Genomic DNA, 25,899 nt, shown 5'->3' on the forward strand with positions numbered 1-25,899 from the left:
GGACGGAGGGGAGGCGCGGCTCTCGGCTTCGCCGGGGCGGTGGTGCCGCCTCCGGGGTGTGTCAGTACGACGAGCCCGAGGCGCCCAGGGAGCCCGTGGGGTGCCAGACCGTCTTCGTCTCCAGGAAGGCCGTCAGGCGCTCGGTGCCCGGGGCGGCCGTCCAGTCGATGTTGTCCACAGGCTGTGGACGCAGTACGCGCTTGAGGTTGTCCGCCGCGGCGATCTCCAGTTCCTTCGCCAGCGCCTCGTCGGCGCCCGCGAGGTCGATCGCGTTGACGTCCTGGTGGGCGGCGAGCGGTGCCGCGATCTCCGCCGTGCGGCCGGAGAGGACGTTGACCACGCCGCCGGGCACGTCCGAGGTGGCCAGCACCTCGGCCAGGGAGAGCGCGGGCAGCGGGGACCGCTCGCTCGCGATCACCACCGCGGTGTTGCCGGTCGCGATCACCGGGGCCACCACCGAGACCAGGCCCAGGAAGGACGACTCCTGCGGGGCGAGGACGGCCACCACACCGGTCGGCTCCGGGGAGGACAGGTTGAAGAAGGGGCCCGCCACCGGGTTGGCGCCGCCGGTCACCTGGGCGATCTTGTCGGTCCACCCGGCGTACCAGACCCAGCGGTCGACCGTGGCGTCCACGACCGCCGCCGCCTTCGCCTTCGACAGGCCCTCCGCGTCGGCCACCTCGCGCACGAACTGCTCGCGGCGGCCCTCCAGCATCTCGGCGACCCGGTAAAGGACCTGGCCGCGGTTGTACGCCGTCGCGCCCGACCAGCCGCCGAACGCCTTGCGCGCGGCCACCACCGCGTCCCGGGCGTCCTTGCGGGACGCCTGCGGCGCGTTCGCCAGCCAGTTGCCCTTGCCCGCCGCGCCAGCGGCTGATGTGCGCGTCGTCACCTCGTACACCCGGCCGCTCTCCGAACGCGGGAACTTCCCGCCGACGTACAGCTTGTAGGTCTTGAAGACAGACAGTCGGTCAGATCGGTCAGACATCGAGGTACGCCTCCAGGCCGTGGCGACCGCCCTCGCGGCCGAAGCCCGACTCCTTGTACCCGCCGAAGGGCGAGGTCGGGTCGAACTTGTTGAACGTGTTGGACCAGATCACGCCCGCGCGGAGCTTGTTCGCCACCGCCAGGATGCGGGAGCCCTTCTCCGTCCAGATGCCCGCCGACAGGCCGTACTGCGTGTTGTTCGCCTTGGCGACCGCCTCGTCCGGGGTGCGGAAGGTCAGCACGGACAGCACCGGGCCGAAGATCTCGTCGCGGGCGATGGTGTGCGCCTGGGTCACGCCGGTGAACAGCGTCGGGGCGAACCAGTAGCCGGAGCCGGGCAGTTCGCAGGCCGGGGACCAGCGCTCGGCGCCCTCCGCCTCGCCCTGGTCGGCCAGTGCGGTGATCCGGGCCAGCTGCTCGGCGGAGTTGATCGCGCCGATGTCGGTGTTCTTGTCCAGCGGGTCGCCCAGGCGCAGCGTGGAGAGCCGCCGCTTGAGCGCGTCCAGCAGCTCGTCCTGGACCGACTCCTGCACCAGCAGGCGCGAGCCCGCGCAGCAGACCTGGCCCTGGTTGAAGAAGATGCCGGTGACGATGCCCTCGACGGCCTGGTCGAGCGGGGCGTCGTCGAAGACGATGTTGGCGCCCTTGCCGCCCAGTTCCAGGGTGAGCTTCTTGGCCGTGCCCGCGACCGTGCGCGCGATCTCCTTGCCGACGGCCGTGGAGCCGGTGAACGCCACCTTGTTCACGTCCGGGTGCGCGACGAGCGCGGCGCCCGCGTCGCCGTAGCCCGGCAGGATGTTGACGACGCCCCTGGGCAGGCCCGCCTGGCGGCAGATGTCCGCGAAGAACAGGGCGGACAGCGGAGTGGTCTCGGCGGGCTTCAGGACGACGGTGTTGCCCGTCGCCAGCGCCGGGGCGATCTTCCACGCCAGCATCAGCAGCGGGAAGTTCCACGGGATGACCTGGCCGGCCACGCCCAGCGGGCGCGGGGCGGCGCCGAAACCGGCGTGGTCGAGCTTGTCGGCCCAGCCCGCGTAGTAGAAGAAGTGCGCCGCGACCAGCGGGAGATCCGCGTCGCGGGTCTCGCGGATCGGCTTGCCGTTGTCCAGGGTCTCCAGGACGGCCAGCTCGCGGCTGCGCTCCTGGATGATCCGGGCGATGCGGAACAGGTACTTGGCGCGCTCGGCGCCCGGCAGCGCCGACCACTTCTCGAACGCCTTGCGGGCGGCCTTCACCGCGCGGTCGACGTCCGCCGCACCGGCCTGGGCGACCTCGGCGAGGACCTCCTCGGTCGACGGGCTGACCGTCTTGAAGACCTTGCCGTCGGCCGCGTCGGTGAACTCGCCGTCGACGAACAGGCCGTAGGAGGGGGCGATGTCGACGACCGAGCGGGACTCGGGCGCGGGTGCGTACTCGAATGCGGAAGCCATGGGGATCAGTCCACCGTCACGTAGTCGGGGCCGGAGTAGCGGCCGGTGGCCAGCTTCTGGCGCTGCATCAGCAGGTCGTTCAGCAGCGAGGAGGCGCCGAAGCGGAACCAGTGGTTGTCCAGCCAGTCCGCGCCCGCGGTCTCGTTGACCAGGACGAGGAACTTGATCGCGTCCTTGCTGGTACGGATGCCGCCGGCCGGCTTCACACCGATCTGCACGCCGGTCTGCGCCCGGAAGTCGCGGACGGCCTCCAGCATGAGCAGGGTGTTGGCGGGGGTCGCATTGACGGCGACCTTGCCGGTGGAGGTCTTGATGAAGTCCGCCCCGGCGAGCATGCCGAGCCAGCTCGCGCGCCGGATGTTGTCGTACGTCGACAGCTCGCCGGTCTCGAAGATGACCTTCAGCCGGGCGGCGCTCCCGCACGCCTCCTTCACCGCGGTGATCTCGTCGAACACCTTCAGGTACCGGCCGGCGAGGAACGCCCCGCGGTCGATGACCATGTCGATCTCGTCGGCGCCCGCGGCGACGGCCTCGCGCACGTCGGCCAGCTTCACGTCCAGGGCGGCGCGGCCGGCCGGGAAGGCGGTGGCGACCGAGGCGACCTTGACGGCCGAGCCGGCGACGGCCTCCTTGGCGGCGGCCACCATGTCGGGGTAGACGCAGACCGCGGCGGTGGCGGGCGTGGTGCGGTCCGTGGGGTCGGGACGGACCGCCTTGGCGCCGAGCGCCCGGACCTTGCCCGGGGTGTCCGCGCCTTCCAGCGTCGTCAGGTCGACCATCGAGATGGCGAGGTCGATGGCGTACGCCTTCGCGGTGGTCTTGATGGAACGGGTGCCGAGCGAGGCGGCGCGCGCCTCCAGGCCGACCGCGTCGACGCCGGGCAGCCCGTGCAGGAAGCGGCGCAGGGAGCTGTCGGACGCCGTGACGTCGGAGAGCGGCTGCGCGGAGGGTGCAGTGGTGGGCATGGTCACCAGAGGAGCATATCTACGCGCGTAGCGGCTGTACAGCCCTGGGGGCGGGGTGTGGGGAGGGGGAGCCGGGGGCTGCTTGTGGGATGGGGGCGGGGGTGGGTGCCGGGCGGGGGCTGGGTCGGTGGGGGGTGGTGCTCGTGGGGTGGTTGCGGTGGGTGGTGGTGCGGGGGGAAAACGTGGGTCGGGCAGAATCGGGGGCATGACGACGCCCGAGCACGAGCCCTCCGCGCCGCAGCCGACGGCCCCCGAGTTCCCGGACCGGGTCCGCCGGTCGTCCGGCGCCATCGCGGGCGGTGTCCTGCTGCTCGCCATCATCCTGTGGCTGGGCTTCGACGCGATGTTCACCGGCAGCGGGCGCGTCCCGTGGCTGGCGCTGGCCGGGATGATCCTCGCCGTGCCGCTCGTGACCGCCTTCACCTTCCGGCCCGCCGTGTACGTCAACGACGACCGGCTGCGCATCCGCAATCCCTTCCGGGTGGTCGTGCTCCCCTGGAGCCAGGTCGCCGGTCTGCGGTCCGGCTACTCCAACGAGGTCGTCACCGTGTCCGGGAAGCGGTACCAGCTGTGGGCCGTGCCCGTGTCGCTGCGGGCGCGCAAGCGTGCCGCCCGGCAAGAGGCGCGGGCCGCCGCCGCGGGGGAGCCCGGGGCCGAGCGGCGCAGCGGTCTCTTCGGCCGGAGCGGCGCCGGTGTCGGCGGGCTCGGCGGGATCGCCGGTGGGGGTGCGGGGCGCGGCGGTGCGTCCGGCGCGCCCGGCGCGCCCATCCGTGCGGAGGGCGACCAGTTCATGAACGACCTGCGCGAACTCCAGGAGAACCGGGCGCACGCCGAGGGCGCCCAGGGCGAGGTGACCGTCCGGTGGGCCTACGAGATCGCGGGGCCCGCGGTCGCCGGTGCGGTGGTGCTGGCGATTCTGCTCGCGGTGGGGTGAGGGCGAGGGCGGGGTTCTGCGGGTGCGTACGCGGTCTGCGGGTGCGTACGGGGTCTGTGCTGCGTACCGGGCCTGTGTACAAGGCGCCCCCCCGGGGGGGGCGCCTTGTGTGTCAGATGCCCGCCGCCTCCGACAGGTCGCGCTTGATCGCCGCCAGCAGCTCCGCCGCCTTCGCGCGGGCCGCCGGAAGGTGCGTGCGGTCCGGTACCGGGACCACCACTTCCAGGTAGCACTTCAGCTTCGGCTCCGTGCCGGACGGGCGGACGATCACCCGGGCGCCGTCGAGCGTGTAGCGCAGGCCGTCCGTCGGGGGCAGCGCCTCCGTGCCCCGCGTCAGGTCCTCGGCGCGGGTCACGGGCAGACCGGCCAGGGCGGTCGGGGGCTGCTCGCGCAGGCGGCGCATCGCGTCGGCGATGAGGGAGAGGTCCTCGACGCGGACCGAGAGCTGGTCGGTGGCGTGCAGGCCGTGCTCGACGGCCAGGTCGTCCAGCAGGTCGGGCAGCGTACGGCCCTGCTCCTTGAGCTGTGAGGCCAGTTCGGTGATCAGCAGGGCCGCGGTGATGCCGTCCTTGTCGCGGACGCCGTCCGGGTCGACGCAGTAGCCGAGGGCCTCCTCGTAGCCGTAGCGCAGGCCCTCGACGCGGGCGATCCACTTGAAGCCGGTGAGGGTCTCCTCGTACGGCTGGCCCGCCTTCCGCGCGATCCGGCCGAGGAGCGAGGAGGAGACGATCGACTCGGCGAACGTGCCCTGCGCGCCGCGTGCCACCAGGTGGGCGGCGAGCAGCGCGCCGACCTCGTCGCCGCGGAGCATGCGCCAGTCGGCGCCGTCCTTGACGGCGGCTGCGCAGCGGTCCGCGTCCGGGTCGTTGGCGATGATCAGGTCAGGGCCGGGTGCGGCGGCGCGGGCCGTGGCGAAGGCCAGGTCCATCGCGCCGGGCTCTTCCGGGTTGGGGAAGGCGACGGTCGGGAAGTCCGGGTCCGGGTCGGCCTGCTCGGTGACCAGGACGGGCTCCGGGAAGCCCGCGCGGGCGAACGCGGCGAGCAGGGTCTCCTTGCCGACGCCGTGCATCGCGGTGTAGACCGTGCGGGCCGTGCGCGGGGAGTCCGGGGCGAGGACCGCGTCCGTACGGGCCAAATAGGCGTCCAGGACGTCGTCGCCGAGCGTGTCCCAGCCGGAGTCCGGGCGGGGGACCGCGGTGAGCGTGGTGATCGCGTCGATCTCCGCCGCGATCTCCGCGTCGGCGGGCGGGACGATCTGGGAGCCGTCGCCCAGGTACACCTTGTAGCCGTTGTCGCGGGGCGGGTTGTGGCTGGCGGTGACCTCCACGCCGGCGACCGCGCCCAGGTGGCGGATGGCGAAGGCGAGGACGGGGGTGGGCAGGGGGCGGGGGAACACGGCCGCGCGCAGGCCCGCGCCGGTCATGACGGCGGCGGTGTCGCGGGCGAAGTCCGCCGACTTGTGGCGGGCGTCGTAGCCGATCACCACGAGGCCGTCGGTGTGGCCCTGCTTCTTCAGGTACGCGGCGAGGCCGGCGGCGGCGCGGATGACGACGGAGCGGTTCATGCGCTGGGGGCCGGCGCCGAGTTCGCCGCGCAGGCCGGCGGTGCCGAACTGGAGGGTGCCGCTGAAGCGGGCGGTCAGTTCCGTGTGGTTCCCGGCGTCGAGCAGCGCGGCGAGTTCGTCACGGGTGTCCGGGTCGGGGTCCTCGGCCAGCCATGCCTTGGCCCGTGCGATGAGGTCGTCGTGCACGTCGGGTCAGCCTCTCGTGGTCGGTCGGTGCGGTCCGTGCGGTCAGTGCGGTGCGAGGTGCGGGTTCCGGTCCGTGGTGCGCTTCCGGGCCGTGTGCGGTGGGTGCCTGCGGCGGCCCGTTGCGGGTCGTGGGGGTGCGCCTCGCGCCTTCCGGGGCGGGGTGGGGCGGGGCCGCGCCGGGGGGTGTCCGTCCTCGGAACGGCGCGGAATCGGTCGGTTGTTGGGTGGGCCTCGTGGACGCGCCAACCGCTGCGGGCGGACACCCCCCGTCACGTCCCCTTCCCGCCGTACGCGGGTGCGGGGCCCCTTCCCGGGCACTGACGGGTGCTGCGGTGCGGGTCGTACGGGGGCGCCCCTCCGGGGGCGTGCGGGACCGCCTGTGCGGCGGTCCCGCCGGAGGCTAGAGGCGCTCCAGGACCTGGGCCAGGAGGGAGCCCATGCGGGTGGCGCTGTCGCGGCCCGCCTGGAGGACCTCCTCGTGGTTGAGGGGTTCGCCGGTCATGCCCGCGGCGAGGTTGGTCACCAGGGAGATGCCGAGGACCTCGGCGCCTGCCTCGCGGGCGGCGATGGCCTCCAGGACGGTGGACATGCCGACCAGGTCCGCGCCGATCACGCGGGCCATGCGGATCTCGGCCGGCGTCTCGTAGTGCGGGCCGGGGAACTGGGCGTAGACGCCCTCCTCCAGGCTGGGATCGACCTCCTTGCACAGGGTGCGCAGGCGCGGGGAGTAGAGGTCGGTCAGGTCGACGAAGTTCGCGCCGGCGATCGGGGAGGTGGCGGTCAGGTTGATGTGGTCGCTGATCAGGACCGGCTGACCGGGACGCATCCCCTCGCGCAGGCCGCCGCAGCCGTTGGTCAGGATGATCGTCTTGACCCCGGCCGCCACGGCGGTGCGCACACCGTGGGCCACGGAGGCCACGCCGTGGCCCTCGTAGTAGTGGGTGCGGCCCAGGAAGACCAGGGCGCGCTTGGTCCCCGTGCTGTACGAGCGGATCCTGCCGCCGTGGCCCTCCACCGCCGGGGGCGGGAATCCGGGCAGCTCGGTGACCTGGAACTCGGCGTCGGGGGTGCCCAGGGCGTCGACGGCCGGAGCCCAGCCGGAGCCCATCACGAGGGCGACGTCGTGGGTCTCGGCGCCGGTGAGTTCCCGCAGGCGCGCGGCGGCGGCGTCGGCGGCGGCGTAGGGGTCGCCCTGGATGTCGTCCGGAAGAAGAGATGCGTTCACGCGGACGAGGGTAGCCGCAATTCGCCTACGCGCGTAGATGACGGAGTCGACGGGAACGGGATCGTTGTCTTGTCGTTTCCGACGAGCGGCGGGGCTCTTGCGGCGGGGGGTTCAGCAGGGGCGCTTGCGCAGTTCCATCACGTAGTCGTGCGGGGCGCCCGCTGACTCGGCCGCGTCCGCCAGTTCGCCCAGGTAGCGGGCGGAGGGCAGGCCGCCCTCGTAGGCGTTCAGTACGTAGACCCAGGACGGCTCCTCGCCGTCCAGGGTGTGCACCCGCACCCGCATCCTGCGGTAGATGTCCAGGCCGACGCCCTCCCAGCGGTCCAGCGGCTCCTCGTCCATCGGCGCGAGGTCGTAGAGCGCGACGAAGACCTGGGAGATCGGGTCCTCGACCAGGGTCGCCAGGGCGCCCTCCCAGCCCATGTGCTCGCCGCCGAAGGTCAGCCGCCAGCCGTTCAGCCAGCCCGTCGCGCGCAGCGGCGAGTGCGGGGCGCGGCGGGACATCAGCCGCGCGTCGAGATTGCCGGCGTACGCGGCGTAGAGCGACATGGGTCGAAGGGTACGGCAGCGACGCGGGCGGCTCATCCGGCACAGAAGGCGTCTCCTGCCCCGGGCGGTGCCCCCGGGGGTGAGCATCTTGAGGAGTGCGGGACAATGGAGTACGTGACTCGGATCGTGATCATCGGTGGCGGACCCGGCGGATACGAAGCGGCCCTGGTGGGCGCTCAGCTCGGCGCGGAGGTGACCGTCGTCGACTGCGACGGACTGGGCGGGGCGTCGGTGCTGACCGACTGCGTGCCGTCCAAGACCCTCATCGCCACGGCCGAGGTGATGACGACCTTCGACTCCTCGTACGAGGAGCTGGGGATCATCGTCGCCGACGACACCCCCCACATCGACCGGGCCGCCCGGGTGGTCGGTGTCGACCTGGGCAAGGTGAACCGCCGGGTGAAGCGGCTGGCACTCGCCCAGTCGCACGACATCACCGCGTCCGTGACGCGGGCCGGTGCGCGGGTGCTGCGCGGGCGCGGGCGCCTGGAGGGCATGCAGGCCCTGGACGGCTCGCGCAAGGTCGTCGTCACCGCCGCCGACGGGACCGAGGAGACGCTCACCGCGGACGCGGTGCTGATCGCCACCGGCGGTCACCCGCGCGAGCTGGCGGACGCGCAGCCCGACGGCGAGCGCATCCTGAACTGGACCCAGGTCTACGACCTCACCGAGCTGCCCGAGGAACTCATCGTGGTCGGCTCCGGTGTGACCGGCGCCGAGTTCGCCGGTGCCTACCAGGCGCTGGGCTCGCGGGTCACCCTGGTGTCCTCCCGCGACCGGGTGCTGCCGGGCGAGGACCCGGACGCGGCGGCCGTCCTGGAGGACGTCTTCCGGCGCCGCGGCATGAACGTCATGGCGCGCTCGCGCGCCGCCGCGGCCAAGCGGGTCGGGGACCGGGTGGAGGTGACGCTGGCCGACGGGCGCGTCATCACCGGCTCGCACTGCCTGATGGCCGTCGGCGCCGTCCCCAACAGCGCCGGGCTCGGTCTGGAGGAGGCCGGTGTCCGGCTGCGCGACTCCGGGCACATCTGGACCGACAAGGTCTCGCGCACGACGGCTCCGGGTGTCTACGCGGCCGGTGACGTGACCGGCGTCTTCGCGCTGGCGTCCGTGGCCGCGATGCAGGGACGTATCGCCATGTACCACTTCCTCGGCGACGCGGTGGCCCCGCTGAACCTGAAGACGGTCTCCTCCAACGTCTTCACCGACCCCGAGATCGCCACCGTCGGCTACACCCAGGCCGACGTGGACGCCGGGAAGATCGACGCCCGCTGCGTGAAGCTGCCGCTGCTGCGCAACCCGCGCGCCAAGATGCAGGGCATCCGGGACGGCTTCGTCAAGATCTTCTGCCGGCCGGGCACCGGGATCGTGGTCGGCGGTGTGGTCGTGGCACCGCGCGCCTCCGAGCTGATCCACCCCATCTCGATCGCCGTCGACAACAACCTGACGGTCGAGCAGATCGCGAAGGCCTTCACCGTGTACCCCTCGCTGTCGGGCTCGATCGCCGAGGTGGCCCGGCAGTTGCACGGGCGCAAGGAGACCGGAGGGGCGTAGCCCGGAGGGCGGGGCGGGGCGCGGCTCTTGCGCGTGGCATAGGCCGGAGTAGTGCTTATACCACTCCGTGACCTGCCATGCGAACAATTTCTGTTATCCGGCGCAAACTGCTGAAAGCAGACGGTCGCTGGGGTTACTGTCAGTTTCGTGTTCGCTGCTGAACGTCGCCAATTGATCCTCGAAATGGTGCGAGCGAACGGTGCCGTGTCGCTCCGTGAACTCGCCCGCGTCGTCCAGACCTCCGAAGTGACCGTACGGCGGGACGTGCGGGCGCTGGAGGCGGAAGGACTCCTCGACCGCCGGCACGGCGGTGCCGTACTGCCGGGCGGCTTCACCCGGGAGTCGGGCTTCCCGCAGAAGTCGCACCTCGCGACCGCGGAGAAGACGGCCATCGCCGACCTCGCCGCGGGCCTCGTCGAAGAGGGCGAGGCCATCGTCGTCGGGGCCGGTACGACCACCCAGGAGCTGGCCCGCCGGCTCGCCCGGATCCCGGGGCTGACGGTGGTCACCAACTCGCTTCTCGTCGCCCAGGCGCTGGCCCACGCCAACCGGGTCGAGGTCGTGATGACCGGCGGGACCCTGCGCGGCTCCAACTACGCCCTGGTGGGGTCGGGGGCCGAGCAGTCGCTCCAGGGGCTGCGCGTCTCCCGCGCGTTCCTCTCGGGCAGCGGTCTGACCGCCGAGCGGGGGCTGTCCACCTCCAACATGCTCTCGGCCTCCGTCGACCGCGCCCTCGTCCAGGCCGCCGCCGAGGTCGTCGTCCTCGCCGACCACACCAAGCTGGGCGCGGACACCATGTTCCAGACCGTGCCGACCGAGTTCATCACCCGGCTGGTCACGGACGAGCCCCCGGCCCACGACGACCGCGCGGGCACCGAGCTCCAGGCGCTCGCCGACCAGGGCGTGCAGATCGCCGTGGCCGGTCCGAGCGGCCACCCGGTGGGCGGTGAGCAGGTGCCGGGCCGCGGCGAGCGCCGCAGGGACGTTCCGCTGCCCGCACCGCGCCGCGGTCAGGTCACGGGCCAGGCCGCCGCGGCGCTGCGCTCGGCGGGGCTGGGGCAGGACCCCTCGGCGGGCGCCGAGCGGGCGGCCCGGGTGGCGGATCTGCGGCGGCGCTGAGCCGCTCCGCGGGGAGCGCGGCGGGAGCGCGGCGGTTCGGTCCGGTTCGGTTCGGTCCGTAGGGGTCGGCTGCCGGTCCGGGTCGTACGGGGCGGCTGTCGGTCCGGTCCGGTTCGTACGGGGCGGTCGCCGGTCCTCCGTCGTGCCTCTCGGGCGTGGTGCGGGGCGGTGGGGTGTTCGTTCGTGACGACGGGAGGCGCCCGGCGGCCGCTGTCGCGGTCCGCCGGGCGCCTCCCGGTGCTACGGGTGCTGCGGGGTCAGTCCTTGATCTCGCAGATCGCGGCGCCCGACGTGATGGACGCGCCGACCTCGGCGGACAGGCCCTTGACGGTGCCGTCCTTGTGGGCGTTGAGGGGCTGTTCCATCTTCATGGCCTCCAGGACCACGATGAGGTCGCCCTCCTTGACCTCCTGGCCCTCCTCGACCGCGATCTTGACGATCGTGCCCTGCATGGGCGAGGCGAGGGTGTCGCCGGAGGCGACCGGGCCGGACTTACGGGCGGCGCGGCGCTTGGGCTTGGCGCCGGCGGCCAGGCCGGTGCGGGCCAGGGACATGCCCAGTGAGGAGGGCAGGGAGACCTCCAGGCGCTTGCCGCCGACCTCGACGACCACGGTCTCGCGGCCGGTCTCCTCGTCCGCCTCGCCGTCGGCGGGGGCGGTGAAGGGCTTGATGTCGTTGGTGAACTCGGTCTCGATCCAGCGGGTGTGGACCGTGAACGGGTCGGTGGAGCCGGTCAGTTCCGGGGCGAAGGCCGGGTCGGTGACCACCTTGCGGTGGAAGGGGATGGCGGTGGCCATGCCCTCGACCTGGAACTCCTCCAGGGCGCGGGAGGCGCGCTGGAGGGCCTCGGCGCGGGTGCGGCCGGTGACGATCAGCTTGGCCAGCAGGGAGTCCCAGGCCGGGCCGATCACGCTGCCGGCCTCCACGCCCGCGTCCAGGCGGACACCGGGGCCGGTGGGGGCGTCGAAGCGGGTGACGGTGCCGGGGGCGGGGAGGAAGCCCCGGCCCGGGTCCTCGCCGTTGATGCGGAACTCGAAGGAGTGGCCGCGCAGCTCCGGGTCGCCGTAGCCGAGTTCCTCGCCGTCGGCGATGCGGAACATCTCGCGGACCAGGTCGACGCCCGCGACCTCCTCGGTGACCGGGTGCTCGACCTGGAGGCGGGTGTTGACCTCCAGGAAGGAGATCGTGCCGTCCTGCCCGACGAGGAACTCGCAGGTGCCGGCGCCCTCGTAGCGGGCCTCCTTGAGGATGGCCTTGGAGGCGCGGTACAGCTCGGCCACCTGGGCGTCGGAGAGGAACGGCGCGGGGGCCTCCTCGACGAGCTTCTGGTGGCGGCGCTGGAGCGAGCAGTCGCGGGTGGAGACCACCACGACGTTGCCGTGCTTGTCGGCCAGGCACTGGGTCTCGACGTGGCGGGGCCGGTCGAGGTAGCGCTCGACGAAGCACTCGCCGCGGCCGAAGGCGGCCACGGCCTCGCGGACCGCCGAGTCGTACAGCTCGGGGACCTCGTCGAGGGTGCGGGCGACCTTGAGGCCGCGTCCGCCGCCGCCGAAGGCGGCCTTGATCGCGATGGGCAGGCCGTGTTCCTTCGCGAAGGCCACGACCTCCTCGGCGCCGGAGACGGGGTCGGACGTGCCGGCCACCAGGGGCGCGCCGGCGCGCTGGGCGATGTGCCGGGCGGCGACCTTGTCGCCGAGGTCGCGGATGGCCTGCGGCGGCGGGCCGATCCAGATCAGGTCGGCGTCCAGGACGGCCTGGGCGAACTCGGCGTTCTCCGAGAGGAAGCCGTAGCCGGGGTGGACGGCGTCCGCCCCCGACTCCTCGGCCGCCTTCAGGACTTTGCCGATGTCCAGGTAGCTGGTGGCCGGGGTGTCACCGCCCAGGGCGAACGCCTCGTCAGCGGCGCGGACATGCAGAGCGTCCCGGTCGGGGTCCGCGTAGACGGCCACGCTCGCGATTCCGGCGTCCCGGCAAGCGCGGGCCACACGGACAGCGATTTCGCCACGGTTGGCGATGAGCACCTTGCGCACGATTGAGGCTCCCTCCTTGAAACAAGCCGAGTTTAGGGACTGCCGACACGGCACTTCGACCCGTCCCCAATGGTGAGCTTGCCCACACGGAGCGTGATTCGAGGCTCGCTCGACCCGCGAAAGCCCTTGTCGTACCTCGGTACGCAGGACTCCTCCGGAAAACCCTAGCCCCACGGTGTGGTCAAGGTCTCTGTGAGAGCGTGCTGCGGCCCACTTCGTTTCTTTGTGGAGTCCCTACGAATGGCCCAATGAATCTTTGCCCTCGGCGGAACTCTTGTCCCTTGGTTTACCCGTTAGTAGCGTTCGCGATGTCTGGACGGTACTGGCGGTAACAGGGCTCCGGGTGGAGCGGCGGTCGGAAGTGGGTGGATCCGGTGGTGCGCAGACCGGTGGCATGGGTCGTGGCGGTCGTGCTCCTCGCCGAGGCGGTCGGACTCGTCGCGCTGAACTGGATCCTGGGCGAGGTCGTGCACCGGCAGCGGATGTCCCTGGCCGGCCTGGACCCGGACGTGATGTCGACGTCCTCGAAGGTCGCCGGGCTGGTCTTCGGCCTGTACTTCGTCCTGTGCGCGCTGGCCGCCCTGCTCGTCGCCGTGCGCGGCCGCGGTCCGGCCGGGCTCGGGCGCGGCCTGCTGATCAGCGCGGCCGTGGTGCACGGGCTGCTGGCCGCCTTCGTGTGGGGTCCGGTGGGTCCCGCGGCCTTCGTGTTCATGATCGTCGTACTGGCGCTGATCGTGCTGCTCCTGATGACGTACGACCAGGAGGGGCGGGCGGCGGACCCCGCTCCGGCGGACGCCCCGGTGTCCCCCGAGGCGTCCTGAGCCGGTTCTCAGTCCCGCTTCGACCACAACTCGGTGATGCCCACGCCCAGTCCGGCCAGCAGTCGGCGCACCAGGGGCAGGCTGATGCCGATCACGTTGCCGTGGTCGCCGTCGATGCCGTCGATGAACGGGGCCGATCGGCCGTCCAGCGTGAAGGCGCCCGCGACGTGCAGCGGCTCGCCCGAGGCGACGTAGGCGGCGACCTCCTCGTCGGTCGGCTCGCCGAAGCGGACCACGGTGGAGGCGGTGGCCGCGGCGTGCCGGCCGGTGGCCGTGTCCCAGACGCAGTGGCCGGTCTGGAGGGTGCCGGCCCGGCCGCGCATCGCCTCCCAGCGGGCGACGGCCTCCTCGGCGTCGGCGGGCTTGCCGAGCGCCCGGCCGTCCAGGTCGAGCACCGAGTCGCAGCCGATCACCAGGGCACCGGCGGCCTCCGGCCGGGCCGCCACGACGGACGCCTTCGCCTGGGCCAGGGCGAGCGCCAGTTCGGCGGGCGTGGGCGCGCTGACCGCGTCCTCGTCGACCCCGCTCACGATCACCTCGGGGTCCAGTCCGGCCTGCCGCAGCAGACCGAGCCGGGCGGGGGACTGGGAGGCGAGTACGAGTCGGCGGCGCGGCTGGTCAGTCATGCGGTCAGCGTATCGGCGCGGGCCGCCCGCCCGCTCGTCCCGGCCCGTCCGTCCCGGCCCGCTCGTCCCGGACCGCTCATCTCAGCCCGATCGCGAACATCGCGAGCACCATGGCCAGCGCCATGAGGACACCGAGCCGCCGCAACATCGCCTGCATGTCGCGCAGTTCCTTCGGCGGCTCGTTGTCGGGGTCGGACCACAGCATCCCTCGATGGTCCGGCGGGGGACGGGTCCGGCGCCTGAGTACGCGTACTCAAGTTGGCGGCCGGGCCCGCCGGGCGCCCCCAGGGCTGCTCAGCCGGGCCAGTACGTGCGGGCCCAGGCCGCCGGGCCCGGCCGCGGGGTGCGGTGCGCGGCGATCCGGGACGGGTCGGACCAGGAGTCGCGGGGGCCGGGCGCGCCGGACGGCTCGGCGGTGGCCGCCGCGGCGCGCGCCCTGACCACCGCCAGTGCGGCGGCCAGCTCCTCGGGGGTCGGGTTGCCTCGTAGGACCTTGATCGTCATGTGGTCTCCCGGCGGGCTCAGAGGGGGATGTTGCCGTGCTTCTTGGGCGGCAGGGACTCCCGCTTGGTGCGCAGCTGGCGCAGGCCGCGCACCAGGTGGGCGCGGGTGTCGGAGGGCCTGATCACCGCGTCGACATAGCCGCGTTCGGCGGCGGTGTAGGGGTTGAGCAGGGTGTCCTCGTACTCCTGGATCAGCCGGGCCCGGGTGGCGTCGGCGTCGTCGGCCGCCGCGATGGTGCGCCGGTGCAGGATGTTGACGGCGCCCTGGGCGCCCATGACGGCGATCTGCGCGGTGGGCCAGGCCAGGTTGAGGTCGGCGCCCAGGTGCTTGGAGCCCATCACGTCGTAGGCGCCGCCGAACGCCTTGCGGGTGATGACGGTGATCAGCGGGACGGTGGCCTCGGCGTAGGCGAAGATCAGCTTGGCGCCGCGGCGGATGATGCCGTCGTGCTCCTGGCCGACGCCGGGCAGGAAGCCGGGGACGTCGACGAAGGTCAGCACCGGGATGTTGAACGCGTCGCAGGTGCGGACGAAGCGGGCGGCCTTCTCGCTGGCGTCGATGTCCAGGCAGCCGGCGAACTGCATCGGCTGGTTGGCGACGAGGCCCACCGGGTGGCCCTCCACCCGGCCGTAGCCGGTGAGGATGTTGGGCGCGAACAGCGGCTGCGTCTCGAAGAACTCCCCGTCGTCCAGCACGTGTTCGATCACGGTGTGCATGTCGTACGGCTGGTTGGCGCTGTCCGGGACCAGGGTGTCCAGCTCCCGGTCCTCGTCGGTGACCGCGAGATCGGCCTGCTCGGGGAAGACCGGCGGCTCGGAGAGGTTGTTGGACGGCAGGTACGACAGGAGCTGCTTGACGTACTCGACCGCGTCCTTCTCGTCGCCCGCCATGTGGTGGGCGACACCGGAGGCGGTGTTGTGGGTGCGGGCGCCGCCCAGCTCCTCGAAGCCGACGTCCTCGCCGGTGACGGTCTTGATGACGTCCGGGCCGGTGATGAACATGTGCGAGGTCTGGTCGACCATGACCGTGAAGTCGGTGATCGCGGGCGAGTAGACCGCCCCGCCCGCGCACGGGCCGACGACCAGGCTGATCTGCGGGATGACACCGGAGGCGTGCGTGTTGCGGCGGAAGATCTCGCCGTACGCGCCCAGCGAGGCCACACCCTCCTGGATGCGGGCGCCCCCGGAGTCGTTGATGCCGATGACCGGGCAGCCGGTCTTGAGCGCGAAGTCCATGACCTTGACGATCTTCTGGCCGTACACCTCGCCCAGCGCGCCGCCGAAGACCGTGAAGTCCTGCGAGAACACGGCGACGGGACGGCCGTCGACCGTGCCGTAGCCGGTGACCACGCCGTCCCCGTAAGGGCGGTTGGCGTCCAGGCCGAAGTTGCTGGAGCGGTGCCGGGCGAACTCGTCCAGCTCGACGAACGAGTCCTCGTCCAGGAGCAGTTCGATGCGCTCGCGGGCGGTCAGCTTGCCCTTGGCGTGCTGCTTCTCGACCGCGCGGTCCGAACCGGCGTGCGTCGCTTCCTCGATACGCCGCTGGAGATCCGCGAGTTTGCCCGCGGTCGTGTGGATGTCGATCTCTTGGCGCTCTTCCGGCTCGGACATCGGGATCGCGGCTCCCTGCCTGCTCAAAAACGGGGGGACGGTTACTCATCCGTAGAGTAATGGGGGCCCCTCCGTCCGGCAGTGCGGCGTTTCCCACACCTAGGGTGGGTTGCATGACGCCGCGAGATGCAGCAGACGACAGCCACGGCACACCGGGCGACTCCGGGCGGTCCGGCCGCTGGTCCGACCTGGACCGGCCGCCCCTCAACGCGGCCGCGCTGCGGCGCGGTCTGGTGCGCGACGGCGGCCTGTGGACCCGGGTGGAGGTCGTGCAGCGCACCGGCTCCACCAACGCCGATCTGGTGGCGCGCGCCGCGGCGGGCGAGGCGGCCGAGGGCACCGTCCTGATCGCCGAGGAGCAGACGGCGGCGCGGGGCCGGCTGGACCGCCGCTGGACGGCGCCCGCCCGCTCCGGGCTCTTCTTCTCGGTGCTGCTGCGGCCCGGCGACGGCGTGCCGGTGGCCCGCTGGGGCTGGCTGCCGCTGCTCACCGGCGTGGCCGTCGCCACCGGTCTGGCCAGGGCCGCCGGGGTCGACACCGCCCTGAAGTGGCCCAACGACCTGCTGGTCACCGTGGACGGCGAGGAGCGCAAGGCCGGCGGCATCCTGGCGGAGGGCGCCGGTGACGGCGGCGTCGTCATCGGCGTCGGCATCAACGTCACCCTGCGCCAGGACGAACTGCCCGTGCCGCAGGCCGGCTCCCTGGCGCTGGCCGGGGCCGTGAGCACCGACCGCGATCCGCTGCTGCGCGCCGTGCTGCGCTCCCTGGAGGAGTGGTACGGCCGGTGGCGCGCTGCCGACGGCGATCCGGCCGCCGCGGGCCTCCAGGAGACCTACGCCGCAGGCTGCGCCACCCTGGGCCGCACCGTGCGCGCCGAACTCCCCGGGGACCGCTCCCTCGTCGGCGAGGCGGTCGCGGTCGACGGCGACGGCCGTCTGGTCCTCGCCACCCAGGACGGGGTGCAGCAGCCGGTGGGGGCGGGGGACATCGTGCATCTGCGGCCCGCGTAGGGGAGCAGGCGAGTAGGTGAGTAGGGGGGAGTAGCGGAGTTAGGCGCGCAGAGACGTAGGGACGTAGGGACGTAGGGGCGGAGGGGAACGGCAGAGGAGCAGCGGGAGGGGAACAGGGGAGGGGCGGGCGGTCTGTGCGCCGGGCGTGCGCCTGGCGCGGTGGGTGTGCGCTCCGTGCGCCGGGGTGCTCCCGGAGGGGGGCCAGGAGGGGGCCCGGAGGGCGCTTCCCGGGCGGGGCGCGAAGGGCGCGGGAGCAGGGGGTCGCGCGGGTGCGCGGACGGTGACGGCCCAGTTCAGGTCACCCTTCGGGGCGGACTGGCGGAGTGAGCTGGGGCACATCTGCCGTAGAGTTGAGGCCGGTCGGTACCTGACCGTGGCAGATCGGAAGGGCAGCAGGCGTGACCGTCGACGACACGGGCTCGGGCGCGCAGGACGCGGACGGCCGGGGGGACCCCCACGCCGCCGACCCCGCCGATTCCGGCGAGGACCCGCTCGCGCTCCGTCTCGAACAGCTCATCCTGGGCGCGGAGCGCCGCTACACCCCCTTCCAGGCGGCCCGCAGCGCGGGCGTCTCCATGGAGCTGGCCTCCCGCTTCTGGCGGGCCATGGGCTTCGCGGACATCGGCCAGGCCAAGGCGCTCACCGAGGCCGACGTCCTGGCGCTGCGGCGGCTGGCCGGTCTGGTGGAGGCCGGGCTGCTCAGCGAGGCCATGGCCGTGCAGGTCGCCCGCTCCACCGGGCAGACCACCGCCCGGCTGGCCGAATGGCAGATCGACTCCTTCCTGGAGGGCCTGACCGAGCCGCCCGAGCCGGGCATGACCCGCACCGAGGTCACCTATCCGATCGTCGAGCTGCTCCTGCCCGAGCTGGAGGAGTTCCTGGTCTACGTCTGGCGGCGGCAGCTCGCCGCCTCCGCCGGGCGGGTCGTGCAGGTCGCCGACGACGAGGAGATGGTGGACCGCCGCCTGGCCGTCGGCTTCGCCGACCTCGTCGGCTTCACCCGGCTGACCCGCCGGATGGAGGAGGAGGAGCTGGGCGAGCTGGTCGAGGCCTTCGAGACGACCGCCGCCGACCTGGTGGCCGCGCGCGGCGGACGGCTGATCAAGACCCTCGGCGACGAGGTGCTGTACGCCGCCGACGACGCGGGCACCGCCGCCGACATCGCGCTGCGCCTGGTCGAGACCATGGAGAACGACGAGACCATGCCGGAGCTGCGGGTCGGGATGGCCTTCGGCACGGTGACCACCCGCATGGGCGACGTCTTCGGCACGACCGTCAACCTCGCCTCCCGGCTGACCTCCATAGCCCCGCGCGACGCCGTGCTCGTCGACAGCGCCTTCGCCGAGGAGCTGATCCGCACGGGCGACTCCCCGGCGTCCGAGGCGGCGGCGGCCGAGGCCGCGGCAGCGGCGGAGAAGGAGGGCGCGGAGCCCCCGGTGTACCGCTTCGCCCTCCAGCCGACCTGGCAGCGCCCGGTGCGCGGCCTCGGCGTGGTGGAACCGTGGCTGCTCACCCGGCGGGCCGACGCGCCGCAGTGACGGGGGCGGGGGCGCGGCCGGGCGTGCCGGACGGGCGCGTGGGGTGCGTGCGGGTGCGCGCGGTGGTGCGTCTCAGCGGAGTCCGACGCAGAGCTTGTTTCAGCGGAGTCCGACGCAGAGCTTGATGAACGGCAGGCACAGGCGCCCGCCGTCACCGCCGCCTGAGGGCGGGGCCGGGGGCGCGGATGCCGGTGTGGTCCTGGGGGACGGTGGGCGGGTCTGCTGCGCGGGGGCGGTCGGGCGGGCGGTGGTCCGCGCGGGTGTCCGAGGCGTACCGGCGGAAGCGGCCGGGCGCGCCGGACCGCCCCCGGACGCGTGCGTGGCTCCCGGCGGAGGAGCCGGGGCCGTGGGCCCGCTCATACCGGGCAGGGGAGCGGGCGGCGCCGCTCCCGCTCCCGGGGCGGCCACGGTGCCGATCCCGCCCATGGGGAGCGGCGCGGTGGGCAGTGCCGAGGGGCCCGTCCGGTCCGGGGCCGCGGATCCCGGGGACGCCGTGGTGGCGATTCCGGCGGGCCCGCCACCCGGGCCGCCCCCTGGCCGGGTGCCCGGTCCGGTGTCCGCGCGCGGCGCCGCCTCCGCCGCCCCGGGACCGCCGGCCTGCGGCGAGGTCTGCGCGCTCTGCGGTGTCAGGCGTACGAGACTCAGCACACCGGCGGCGAGGGCGAGGCCCCCGGCGGTGAGCAGTACCCGGCGGGGCCGGGGCCTGCGGTGCCGGCCCCGGACGTGCGGGAGGCGGAACGGCGCCCCGGGGCCGCCGACCGCGGCACCTATGGCGCCCATGCCGTCCCGGGCACCCTGCCGTCCCGTACCGGCCGTGTCCGTCGTCATCGCCGCACCCTCCCCGAACGCCCCGCGCCCCCGTCGCGCCTGGCGCGACGCACGTTATGCGTCGGCGCAGGCGGTTTCACGGGGGTTGGGCGGGATGTCACCCGAACGGGTGGCCGGGCCGCCCCGAGTCCGTACAAGTCCGCACGAGTCCGCACGAGTCTGTGCAAGTCCGTGCGAGCCCGTACGGGCCCTCGGGGTCGCCCCTTCCGTCGCGCGCGGGGCGGCTGAGATGATCGGGGCCGGATGCTGTTAACCCGCGTTAACCGGAGGGTGTCATGAGCGAGGAGCGGTTCGGGGAGTTCGTGCTGGTGCGGCGGCACGACCAGGTGGCGGAACTCGTCCTGGACCGGCCCCAGGCCATGAACGCCGTGTCCACGGACATGGCCCGGTCGATCGCCGGGGCGTGCGCGGCGCTCGCCGCCGATCCCGGGGCGCGCGTGGTCGTGCTGACCTCCACGCACGAACGGGCGTTCTGCGTCGGCGCCGACCTGAAGGAGCGCAACTCCTTCAGTGACGCCGACCTCCGGCGCCAGCGGCCGGTCGCGCGCGGGGCGTACACCGGCGTACTGGAGCTGCCGATGCCGACCGTCGCCGCGGTGCACGGCTTCGCGCTCGGCGGCGGGTTCGAGCTGGCGCTGTCCTGCGATGTGATCGTGGCCGACCGCACGGCCGTGGTCGGGCTGCCCGAGGTGTCCGTGGGGGTGATTCCCGGCGGCGGCGGTACGCAGCTGCTGCCCCGGCGGGTCGGCGCGGCGCGGGCCGCGGAGCTGATCTTCACCGCCCGGCGGCTGGAGGCGGCCGAGGCGCACGGTCTGGGGCTGGTGGACGTGCTGGTGAACGAGGGCCGGGACCGTACCGAGGCGCTGGAACTGGCCGCCCGGATGGCGGCCAACTCCCCGGTCGGCCTGCGCGCCGCCAAGCGCGCGCTGCGGCTCGGCCAGGGGCTCGACCTGCGCGCGGGCCTGGAGGTCGAGGACGCGGCCTGGCGTACGGCGGCCTTCTCGGCGGACCGTGCCGAGGGCGTCGCGGCTTTCAACGAGAAGCGCGCCCCGCGCTGGCCGGGCGAGTGAGAGCGCCCGGCGGCCCGGCCTGACGCGCGGCCGGTCCCCGGCGGGTCCCCCGGGCGCCCCCACCGATGTCCCGGTCCGCGCGAAACATCCCTAGCCTGGGGTGATGGGCGAGAACAGGCGGCTGGCCGCCGTCGTGGCGTTGGCACAGGGGATGGCCGCGGCGCACAGTCCGCGCGAGTCGTGGCGGGCGGCGGCGCTCGGGGCGTGCGGGGCGCTGGAGGGAAGCTTCGCCGCGCTCTCGGTGTGGGAGCGCGAGCGCGGGCGGCTGCGGGTGCTGGTGAACGTGGGGGAGCGCTCTCCCGGGGAGGAGGAGTTCCCGGAGGGCGAGGCGTACCCGGTGCACCAGTTCCCGGAGATCGCCGAGTTCCTGCACGAGCGGTGGGCGTCCGGCGGGGAGCCGGACGCCTGGGTGGAGACCGCCGAGGGGCCGGCCGAGGGGCGGCCCGGCTACTGCCACCAGCGGGTCGCCGCGCTGCGCAGGCGCGGGCGCGGCAGCTGCGTGGTCGCGCCGATCGTGCTGCACGGGCGGGCCTGGGGCGAGCTGTACGTCGCCCGCTCGGCCGGTGCCCCCTTCTTCGGGCGGGCCGACGCCGACTTCGCCACGGTCCTGGCCGCGGTGGTCGCGGCGGGCCTCGCCCAGACGGAGCGGCTGGAGGAGGCCCACAGGCTGGCCTTCACGGACGCGCTCACCGGGCTCGCCAACCGGCGCGCGGTGGACGTACGGCTGGAGGAGGCGATCGAGCGGCACCGGGAGGACGGGGTCGTGGTGAGCCTGGTCGTCTGCGACCTCAACGGCCTCAAGCGGGTCAACGACACCCTCGGCCACGCGGTCGGCGACCGGCTGCTGGAACGGTTCGGCTCGGTGCTGTCGCTGTGCGGGGCGATGGTGCCGGGGGCGCTCGCGGCCCGGCTGGGCGGGGACGAGTTCTGCCTGCTGGCGGTCGGCCCCTCCGTCGAGGAGGTGGTCAAGGCGGCGGACGAGCTGTGCCGCCGCGCGGCCGGGCTGGAGCTGGGGGAGGGCGTCGCCTGCGGGGTGGCGTCGACCGAGGACGCGGTCGGGCCGGTGCGCTCGGCCCGCCGGCTGTTCCGGCTCGCGGACGCCGCGCAGTACCGGGCGAAGGCGCTGCGCACGGACCATCCGGTGGTCGCCGGGCGGGAGGGCCCCGGGGATCCGGTGGTCCGGCTGGCCGACGAGCCCTCGCCCACGCCCGAGGCGCCGGTCGAACGGCGCAGCTTCCGGGGCCGCCCCCGGTGAGGCCCTGGCCCCGGGTGAGCCGGGTGAGCCGGGCAGGCCGGGCGGGCCGCCGGGCCATCCGCTGGGTAAGGGGCACTCCCGGCACCCACTAGTGACACCGTCGCATTCACTGCGTACGCTCCTGAATATGGATATGCACACTGTGGTGGTGGGGACGTCCGGTGTCACCGCGTCCGACGTCCTCGCCGTGGCGCGCGCCGGCGCGCGGGTCGAACTCTCCGAGCAGGCGGTGGCGGCCCTCGCGGCGGCCCGCGAGGTCGTGGACGCGCTGGCGGCCAAGCCCGAGCCCGTCTACGGCGTCAGCACCGGCTTCGGCGCCCTGGCGACCCGGCACATCAGCCCCGAGCTGCGTGCCCGGCTCCAGCGCAACATCGTCCGCTCGCACGCCGCGGGCATGGGCCCGCGGGTCGAGCGCGAGGTCGTACGCGCTCTGATGTTCCTGCGGCTGAAGACCGTCTGCTCGGGCCACACCGGGGTGCGCCCCGAGGTCGCGCAGACCATGGCCGACGTCCTCAACGCGGGCATCACCCCGGTCGTGCACGAGTACGGCTCCCTCGGCTGCTCCGGTGACCTGGCCCCGCTCTCGCACTGCGCGCTCACGCTGATGGGCGAGGGCGACGCGGAGGGCCCGGACGGTACGGTGCGGCCCGCCGCCGAGCTGCTCGCCGAGCACGGCATCGCGCCCGTCGAACTGCGCGAGAAGGAGGGCCTCGCCCTCCTCAACGGCACCGACGGCATGCTCGGCATGCTGGTCATGGCCCTCGCCGACCTCGACACCCTCTACAAGTCCGCCGACATCACCGCCGCCCTCTCGCTGGAGGCGCTGCTCGGCACCGACAAGGTGCTCGCCCCCGAGCTGCACGCCATCCGCCCGCACCCGGGCCAGGGCGCCTCCGCCGCCAACATGCTCGCCGTGCTCAAGGGCTCCCAGCTCACCGGGCACCACCAGGACGACGCGCCGCGCGTCCAGGACGCCTACTCCGTGCGCTGCGCCCCGCAGGTCGCCGGTGCCGGCCGGGACACCCTGGCGCACGCCCGGCTCGTCGCCGAACGCGAACTCGCCGCGGCCGTCGACAACCCCGTCGTCCTGCCGGACGGCCGGGTGGAGTCCAACGGCAACTTCCACGGCGCCCCGGTCGCCTATGTACTGGACTTCCTCGCCATCGCCGCCGCCGACCTCGGCTCCATCGCCGAGCGCCGCACGGACCGGCTGCTGGACAAGAACCGCAGCCACGGCCTGCCCCCGTTCCTCGCCGACGACCCCGGCGTGGACTCCGGGCTCATGATCGCCCAGTACACCCAGGCCGCGCTGGTCAGCGAGCTGAAGCGGCTGGCCGTGCCCGCCTCCGCCGACTCCATCCCGTCCTCCGCCATGCAGGAGGACCACGTCTCCATGGGCTGGTCGGCGGCGCGCAAGCTGCGCACGGCGGTGGGCAACCTGACCCGGATCATCGCGATCGAGCTGTACGCCGCCGCGCGCGCCGTCGAGCTGCGGGCGGGCCTGGAACCGGCCCCGGCCAGCCGGGCGGTCATCGAGGCCGCGCGCGCCGCCGGGGTGGGCGGTCCCGGCCCGGACCGCTTCCTGGCGCCCGACCTGGCCGCCGCCGACACCTTCGTGGCCCAGGGCGCGCTGGTCGCGGCGGCGGAGACGGTCACCGGCCCGCTGAACTGAGCCCTGTCCGCGCCGGGCGGGACGGGGCGGACACCTGCCCCATGCCGGGCCACCCGCGGGGGTCCGTGCCCGCCCGGCACGGGGCAGGTGTCCGTCCGCGCCCGCCCGGCCGGGGAGGCGTCCACGGGTCGGCCGGCCTGCCGGTCGGGGCCTCGGTGCGTGGTCGGGCGGAAGAAGTGCGCGCTCACGCGGCCGCGCCCTCCGTCCCACCCGTGGGCAGGATTGGTGGGGCCGACCCGCTCGGGTCGGGTGGGAGCGCCGGGGCCGCCCCGCCAGGGGCCGTCAGAAGCCGAGGCGTTCCCGGCGTACCGAATACACCACGAAGCCGGCGCCCGCGGCGAGGAAGAGGGATCCGCCGATGACGTAGGGGGTGGTGTCGATGCTTCCGGTGTCGGCCAGCTCAGTGCCGTCGGCCGGGAGGGATCCGGCGGAGGCCGCCGCGTCCCCGGCCGTGCTGACGGCCGTCGTGTCCGCTGACGTGTCCGCCGCCGAGGTGCGCACCGCCGTGGTCCGCATCCCGGTGCCGTCCGTCGGCGTACCCGCGGCCCGGCCCTGCCGGGTGGCCTGCGCGGTCGGTACCGCGTCGGCCACCGTTCTCGTCGGCGCGTCCCCGCTCGCGCTCGCGGAGGGGACGAACCACAGGGCGCCCAGCAGGGTGCCCGCGGCGGTGGCGGTCAGCAGCGTACGGCGAGCGGTTGACACGGAATATCGATCCCCTTGTGGCACTGGCGAATTGGCCGTGTGGGGCGATCGTAGTGAACGTCACGGGTCACGGGAAAGTCACGGGAGGTTTGAGATCCGGCCGGTCGTGGCGGGCGTCGTGGACTGTCACTCTTTGTACCGTTTCGTCCGCTCCGGGTGTACGAGTGCGGCCGGTGTGACGCACGACACCGGGACGGCCCGTACCGGCGCGGGCGGCCGTCCGGCATGACGCCGTCCAGCCGGGGCAGGGACTTGGCGGGACGGGCGGCGCCCGGGGCCGTGCCGACGTGGCGAGGCCCACACTCGGGCGCCCTGGGGAACGGGACGAAACGGTCGTAGCGTTGATGATTCGCGACGGGGGGAATCGGGGGTCCTGGGGATTACGGCAACGATGGAGAAGCGTGTGATGACGAACAGTAGGCGGCGTAGGGCCCTGATGGGCTCGTCCGCACTGCTCGGCGGTGTACTGGTGCTCACGGCCTGTTCCGGCAGCAGCAACGCGGCCGGCGGAGGCGACGGCGACCCCTCGCAGGCCAAGGCCGACAAGGCCGCGGCCCAGCAGACGTCGGAGGCCCAGATCAAGATCACTCCGGCGGACGGTTCCGCCGACGCCTCCATCAACAACTCGGCCGCGGTCACCGTGGCCAAGGGCACGCTGACGGACGTCACCATGACGACCGCGGACGGCAAGGCCGTCAAGGGCGAGATATCCGCCGACAAGGCGAGCTGGAAGCCCAGCGCCCCGCTGGCCCGCTCCACCACCTACAAGGTCGCCGCCACCGCCACGGACGCCAAGGGCCGCGCCGCCCACGAGAACGCCTCGTTCACCACGGTCGCTCCGGCGCACAGCTTCATCGGCACCTTCACGCCGGACAACGGCAGCACCGTCGGCGTGGGCATGCCGGTCTCGATCAACTTCGACAAGTCGATCACCGACAAGGCGGCCGTGCAGAAGCACATCACCGTCAGCTCCTCCGGCGGCCAGCAGGTCGTCGGCCACTGGTTCGGCGCCAACCGCCTCGACTTCCGCCCCGAGCAGTACTGGAAGGAAGGCTCCACCGTCACGCTCAAGCTCGACCTCGACGGCGTCCAGGGCGCGCAGGGCGTCTACGGCGTCCAGCAGAAGACGGTCACCTTCCACATCGGCCGCAACCAGGTCTCCTACGTCGACGCGAAGACCAAGCAGATGAAGGTCACGCGGAACGGAAAGACCGTCAAGACCATCCCGATCTCCGCCGGTTCGCCCGAGCACACCACCTACGAGGGCGCGATGGTGATCTCGGAGAAGTTCACCCAGACCCGGATGAACGGCGCGTCGGTCGGCTTCACGGACTCCGACGGCAAGGGCGAGTACGACATCAAGGACGTCCCGCACGCCATGCGCCTGACCACCTCCGGCACCTTCATCCACGGCGCCTACTGGAACGCGCCGTCCGTCTTCGGCAGCGCCAACACCAGCCACGGCTGCGTCGGCCTCCAGGACACCAAGGGCGCCAAGGACACCAAGACGCCCGCCGCGTGGTTCTACAACCACTCCCTGATCGGTGACGTCGTCGTGGTCCAGCACACCGGTGACAGGACGGTCTCCCCGGACAACGGCCTCAACGGCTGGAACATGAGCTGGTCCCAGTGGAAGGCCGGCTCCGCCGCCTGACCCGCCTGACCCGCCTGACCCGCCTGACCCGCCCGTACCGCGCACCGGCGCCGCTCCTTCTGAAAG

22 protein-coding genes are annotated in these 25,899 nt (G+C 73.4%); 10 read left to right on the forward strand and 12 right to left on the reverse strand.

The genetic code is table 11. The features are described 5' to 3' along the window. Window positions 1-61: 61 nt before the first annotated feature. The 3 genes from B086_RS0103725 to deoC are packed head-to-tail and all read right to left on the reverse strand — an operon-like array spanning window position 62 to window position 3,382. Entirely contained in the window at window positions 62-988 is a 927-nt protein-coding gene (locus B086_RS0103725) for an aldehyde dehydrogenase family protein (RefSeq protein ID WP_018565057.1), read from the reverse strand. Then, window positions 981-2,417 (reverse strand): aldehyde dehydrogenase family protein, encoded by a 1,437-nt coding sequence (locus B086_RS0103730; protein WP_018565058.1) that lies wholly within the window; start codon window positions 2,415-2,417, stop codon window positions 981-983. Before B086_RS0103730 ends, B086_RS0103725 begins: the two co-directional genes overlap by 8 nt. Before the next feature lie 5 nt (window positions 2,418-2,422). Then, on the reverse strand, window positions 2,423-3,382 hold the full coding sequence (gene deoC / locus B086_RS0103735; protein WP_018565059.1) for a deoxyribose-phosphate aldolase: 960 nt from the start codon (window positions 3,380-3,382) through the stop codon (window positions 2,423-2,425). 205 nt (window positions 3,383-3,587) lie between these two features. Between deoC and B086_RS0103740 the strand changes: the two genes are divergently transcribed. Next, window positions 3,588-4,316: a PH domain-containing protein gene (locus B086_RS0103740; protein ID WP_018565060.1), complete on the forward strand. Its 729-nt coding sequence runs from the start codon at window positions 3,588-3,590 to the stop codon at window positions 4,314-4,316. 112 nt (window positions 4,317-4,428) lie between these two features. Here the strand turns inward: B086_RS0103740 and B086_RS0103745 are convergent, their stop codons facing one another. The 3 genes from B086_RS0103745 to B086_RS0103755 all read right to left on the reverse strand — a co-directional run bounded on the left by B086_RS0103745 (window position 4,429) and on the right by B086_RS0103755 (window position 7,840). Next, window positions 4,429-6,066 (reverse strand): phospho-sugar mutase, encoded by a 1,638-nt coding sequence (locus B086_RS0103745; protein WP_018565061.1) that lies wholly within the window; start codon window positions 6,064-6,066, stop codon window positions 4,429-4,431. A 400-nt stretch (window positions 6,067-6,466) separates the two neighbouring features. Further along, the gene (locus B086_RS0103750; protein ID WP_018565062.1) at window positions 6,467-7,291 is read right to left on the reverse strand and encodes a purine-nucleoside phosphorylase; all 825 of its coding nucleotides are present in this window, start codon (window positions 7,289-7,291) and stop codon (window positions 6,467-6,469) included. A 111-nt stretch (window positions 7,292-7,402) separates the two neighbouring features. Next, complete coding sequence (locus tag B086_RS0103755; RefSeq protein ID WP_018565063.1) at window positions 7,403-7,840, reverse strand: gamma-glutamylcyclotransferase; 438 nt, start codon at window positions 7,838-7,840, stop codon at window positions 7,403-7,405. 105 nt (window positions 7,841-7,945) lie between these two features. On the opposite strand from B086_RS0103755, the gene B086_RS0103760 reads away from it, so the two are divergent. Continuing rightward, window positions 7,946-9,394 carry an NAD(P)H-quinone dehydrogenase gene (locus B086_RS0103760; RefSeq protein WP_018565064.1) on the forward strand — a complete coding sequence of 483 codons (1,449 nt, stop codon included), beginning with the start codon at window positions 7,946-7,948 and terminating at the stop codon, window positions 9,392-9,394. Between the two features lie 147 nt (window positions 9,395-9,541). Then, the gene (locus B086_RS0103765; protein ID WP_078509672.1) at window positions 9,542-10,513 is read left to right on the forward strand and encodes a DeoR/GlpR family DNA-binding transcription regulator; all 972 of its coding nucleotides are present in this window, start codon (window positions 9,542-9,544) and stop codon (window positions 10,511-10,513) included. A gap of 257 nt (window positions 10,514-10,770) precedes the next feature. Here the strand turns inward: B086_RS0103765 and B086_RS0103770 are convergent, their stop codons facing one another. After that, complete coding sequence (locus B086_RS0103770) at window positions 10,771-12,543, reverse strand: acetyl/propionyl/methylcrotonyl-CoA carboxylase subunit alpha (protein WP_018565066.1); 1,773 nt, start codon at window positions 12,541-12,543, stop codon at window positions 10,771-10,773. 365 nt (window positions 12,544-12,908) lie between these two features. Here B086_RS0103770 and B086_RS0103775 point away from each other — a divergent pair, with 365 nt between their 5' ends. Next, a complete protein-coding gene (locus tag B086_RS0103775) occupies window positions 12,909-13,364 on the forward strand; it encodes a hypothetical protein (RefSeq protein ID WP_018565067.1) in 456 nt (151 codons plus the stop codon). A gap of 8 nt (window positions 13,365-13,372) precedes the next feature. Here B086_RS0103775 and B086_RS0103780 read toward each other — a convergent pair whose 3' ends face one another. The 4 genes from B086_RS0103780 to B086_RS0103795 form a co-directional block, all read right to left on the reverse strand. After that, window positions 13,373-13,990, reverse strand: coding sequence for a Maf family protein (locus B086_RS0103780; protein WP_018565068.1), 618 nt, complete (start codon window positions 13,988-13,990; stop codon window positions 13,373-13,375). 76 nt (window positions 13,991-14,066) lie between these two features. Beyond that, a complete protein-coding gene (mmpB, locus tag B086_RS45860) occupies window positions 14,067-14,195 on the reverse strand; it encodes a morphogenic membrane protein MmpB (protein WP_018565069.1) in 129 nt (42 codons plus the stop codon). An 89-nt stretch (window positions 14,196-14,284) separates the two neighbouring features. Next, a complete protein-coding gene (locus B086_RS0103790) occupies window positions 14,285-14,494 on the reverse strand; it encodes an acyl-CoA carboxylase epsilon subunit (RefSeq protein ID WP_018565070.1) in 210 nt (69 codons plus the stop codon). Window positions 14,495-14,511: 17 nt separating this feature from the next. After that, the gene (locus B086_RS0103795) at window positions 14,512-16,104 is read right to left on the reverse strand and encodes an acyl-CoA carboxylase subunit beta (protein ID WP_018565071.1); all 1,593 of its coding nucleotides are present in this window, start codon (window positions 16,102-16,104) and stop codon (window positions 14,512-14,514) included. A 113-nt stretch (window positions 16,105-16,217) separates the two neighbouring features. Between B086_RS0103795 and B086_RS0103800 the strand changes: the two genes are divergently transcribed. The 5 genes from B086_RS0103800 to hutH all read left to right on the forward strand — a co-directional run bounded on the left by B086_RS0103800 (window position 16,218) and on the right by hutH (window position 23,477). Continuing rightward, window positions 16,218-17,114 (forward strand): biotin--[acetyl-CoA-carboxylase] ligase, encoded by an 897-nt coding sequence (locus tag B086_RS0103800; RefSeq protein WP_018565072.1) that lies wholly within the window; start codon window positions 16,218-16,220, stop codon window positions 17,112-17,114. A 398-nt stretch (window positions 17,115-17,512) separates the two neighbouring features. Next, window positions 17,513-18,652 (forward strand): adenylate/guanylate cyclase domain-containing protein, encoded by a 1,140-nt coding sequence (locus B086_RS0103805; protein WP_018565073.1) that lies wholly within the window; start codon window positions 17,513-17,515, stop codon window positions 18,650-18,652. Window positions 18,653-19,755: 1,103 nt separating this feature from the next. Continuing rightward, window positions 19,756-20,550, forward strand: coding sequence for an enoyl-CoA hydratase/isomerase family protein (locus tag B086_RS0103810; protein WP_018565074.1), 795 nt, complete (start codon window positions 19,756-19,758; stop codon window positions 20,548-20,550). A gap of 103 nt (window positions 20,551-20,653) precedes the next feature. Next, window positions 20,654-21,805 (forward strand): GGDEF domain-containing protein, encoded by a 1,152-nt coding sequence (locus tag B086_RS0103815; RefSeq protein ID WP_018565075.1) that lies wholly within the window; start codon window positions 20,654-20,656, stop codon window positions 21,803-21,805. Window positions 21,806-21,938: 133 nt separating this feature from the next. Continuing rightward, the gene (gene hutH / locus B086_RS0103820) at window positions 21,939-23,477 is read left to right on the forward strand and encodes a histidine ammonia-lyase (protein WP_018565076.1); all 1,539 of its coding nucleotides are present in this window, start codon (window positions 21,939-21,941) and stop codon (window positions 23,475-23,477) included. A 282-nt stretch (window positions 23,478-23,759) separates the two neighbouring features. On the opposite strand, the gene B086_RS0103825 is transcribed toward hutH, so the two are convergent. Further along, window positions 23,760-24,179, reverse strand: coding sequence for a hypothetical protein (locus tag B086_RS0103825; RefSeq protein ID WP_018565077.1), 420 nt, complete (start codon window positions 24,177-24,179; stop codon window positions 23,760-23,762). 391 nt (window positions 24,180-24,570) lie between these two features. On the opposite strand from B086_RS0103825, the gene B086_RS0103830 reads away from it, so the two are divergent. Further along, a complete protein-coding gene (locus B086_RS0103830) occupies window positions 24,571-25,833 on the forward strand; it encodes a L,D-transpeptidase (RefSeq protein ID WP_199785503.1) in 1,263 nt (420 codons plus the stop codon). The last annotated feature ends 66 nt before the right edge of the window (window positions 25,834-25,899 follow it).

It is taken from the genome of Streptomyces sp. PsTaAH-124, assembly GCF_000373685.1.
GTDB classification, from domain to species: domain Bacteria; phylum Actinomycetota; class Actinomycetes; order Streptomycetales; family Streptomycetaceae; genus Streptomyces; species Streptomyces andamanensis.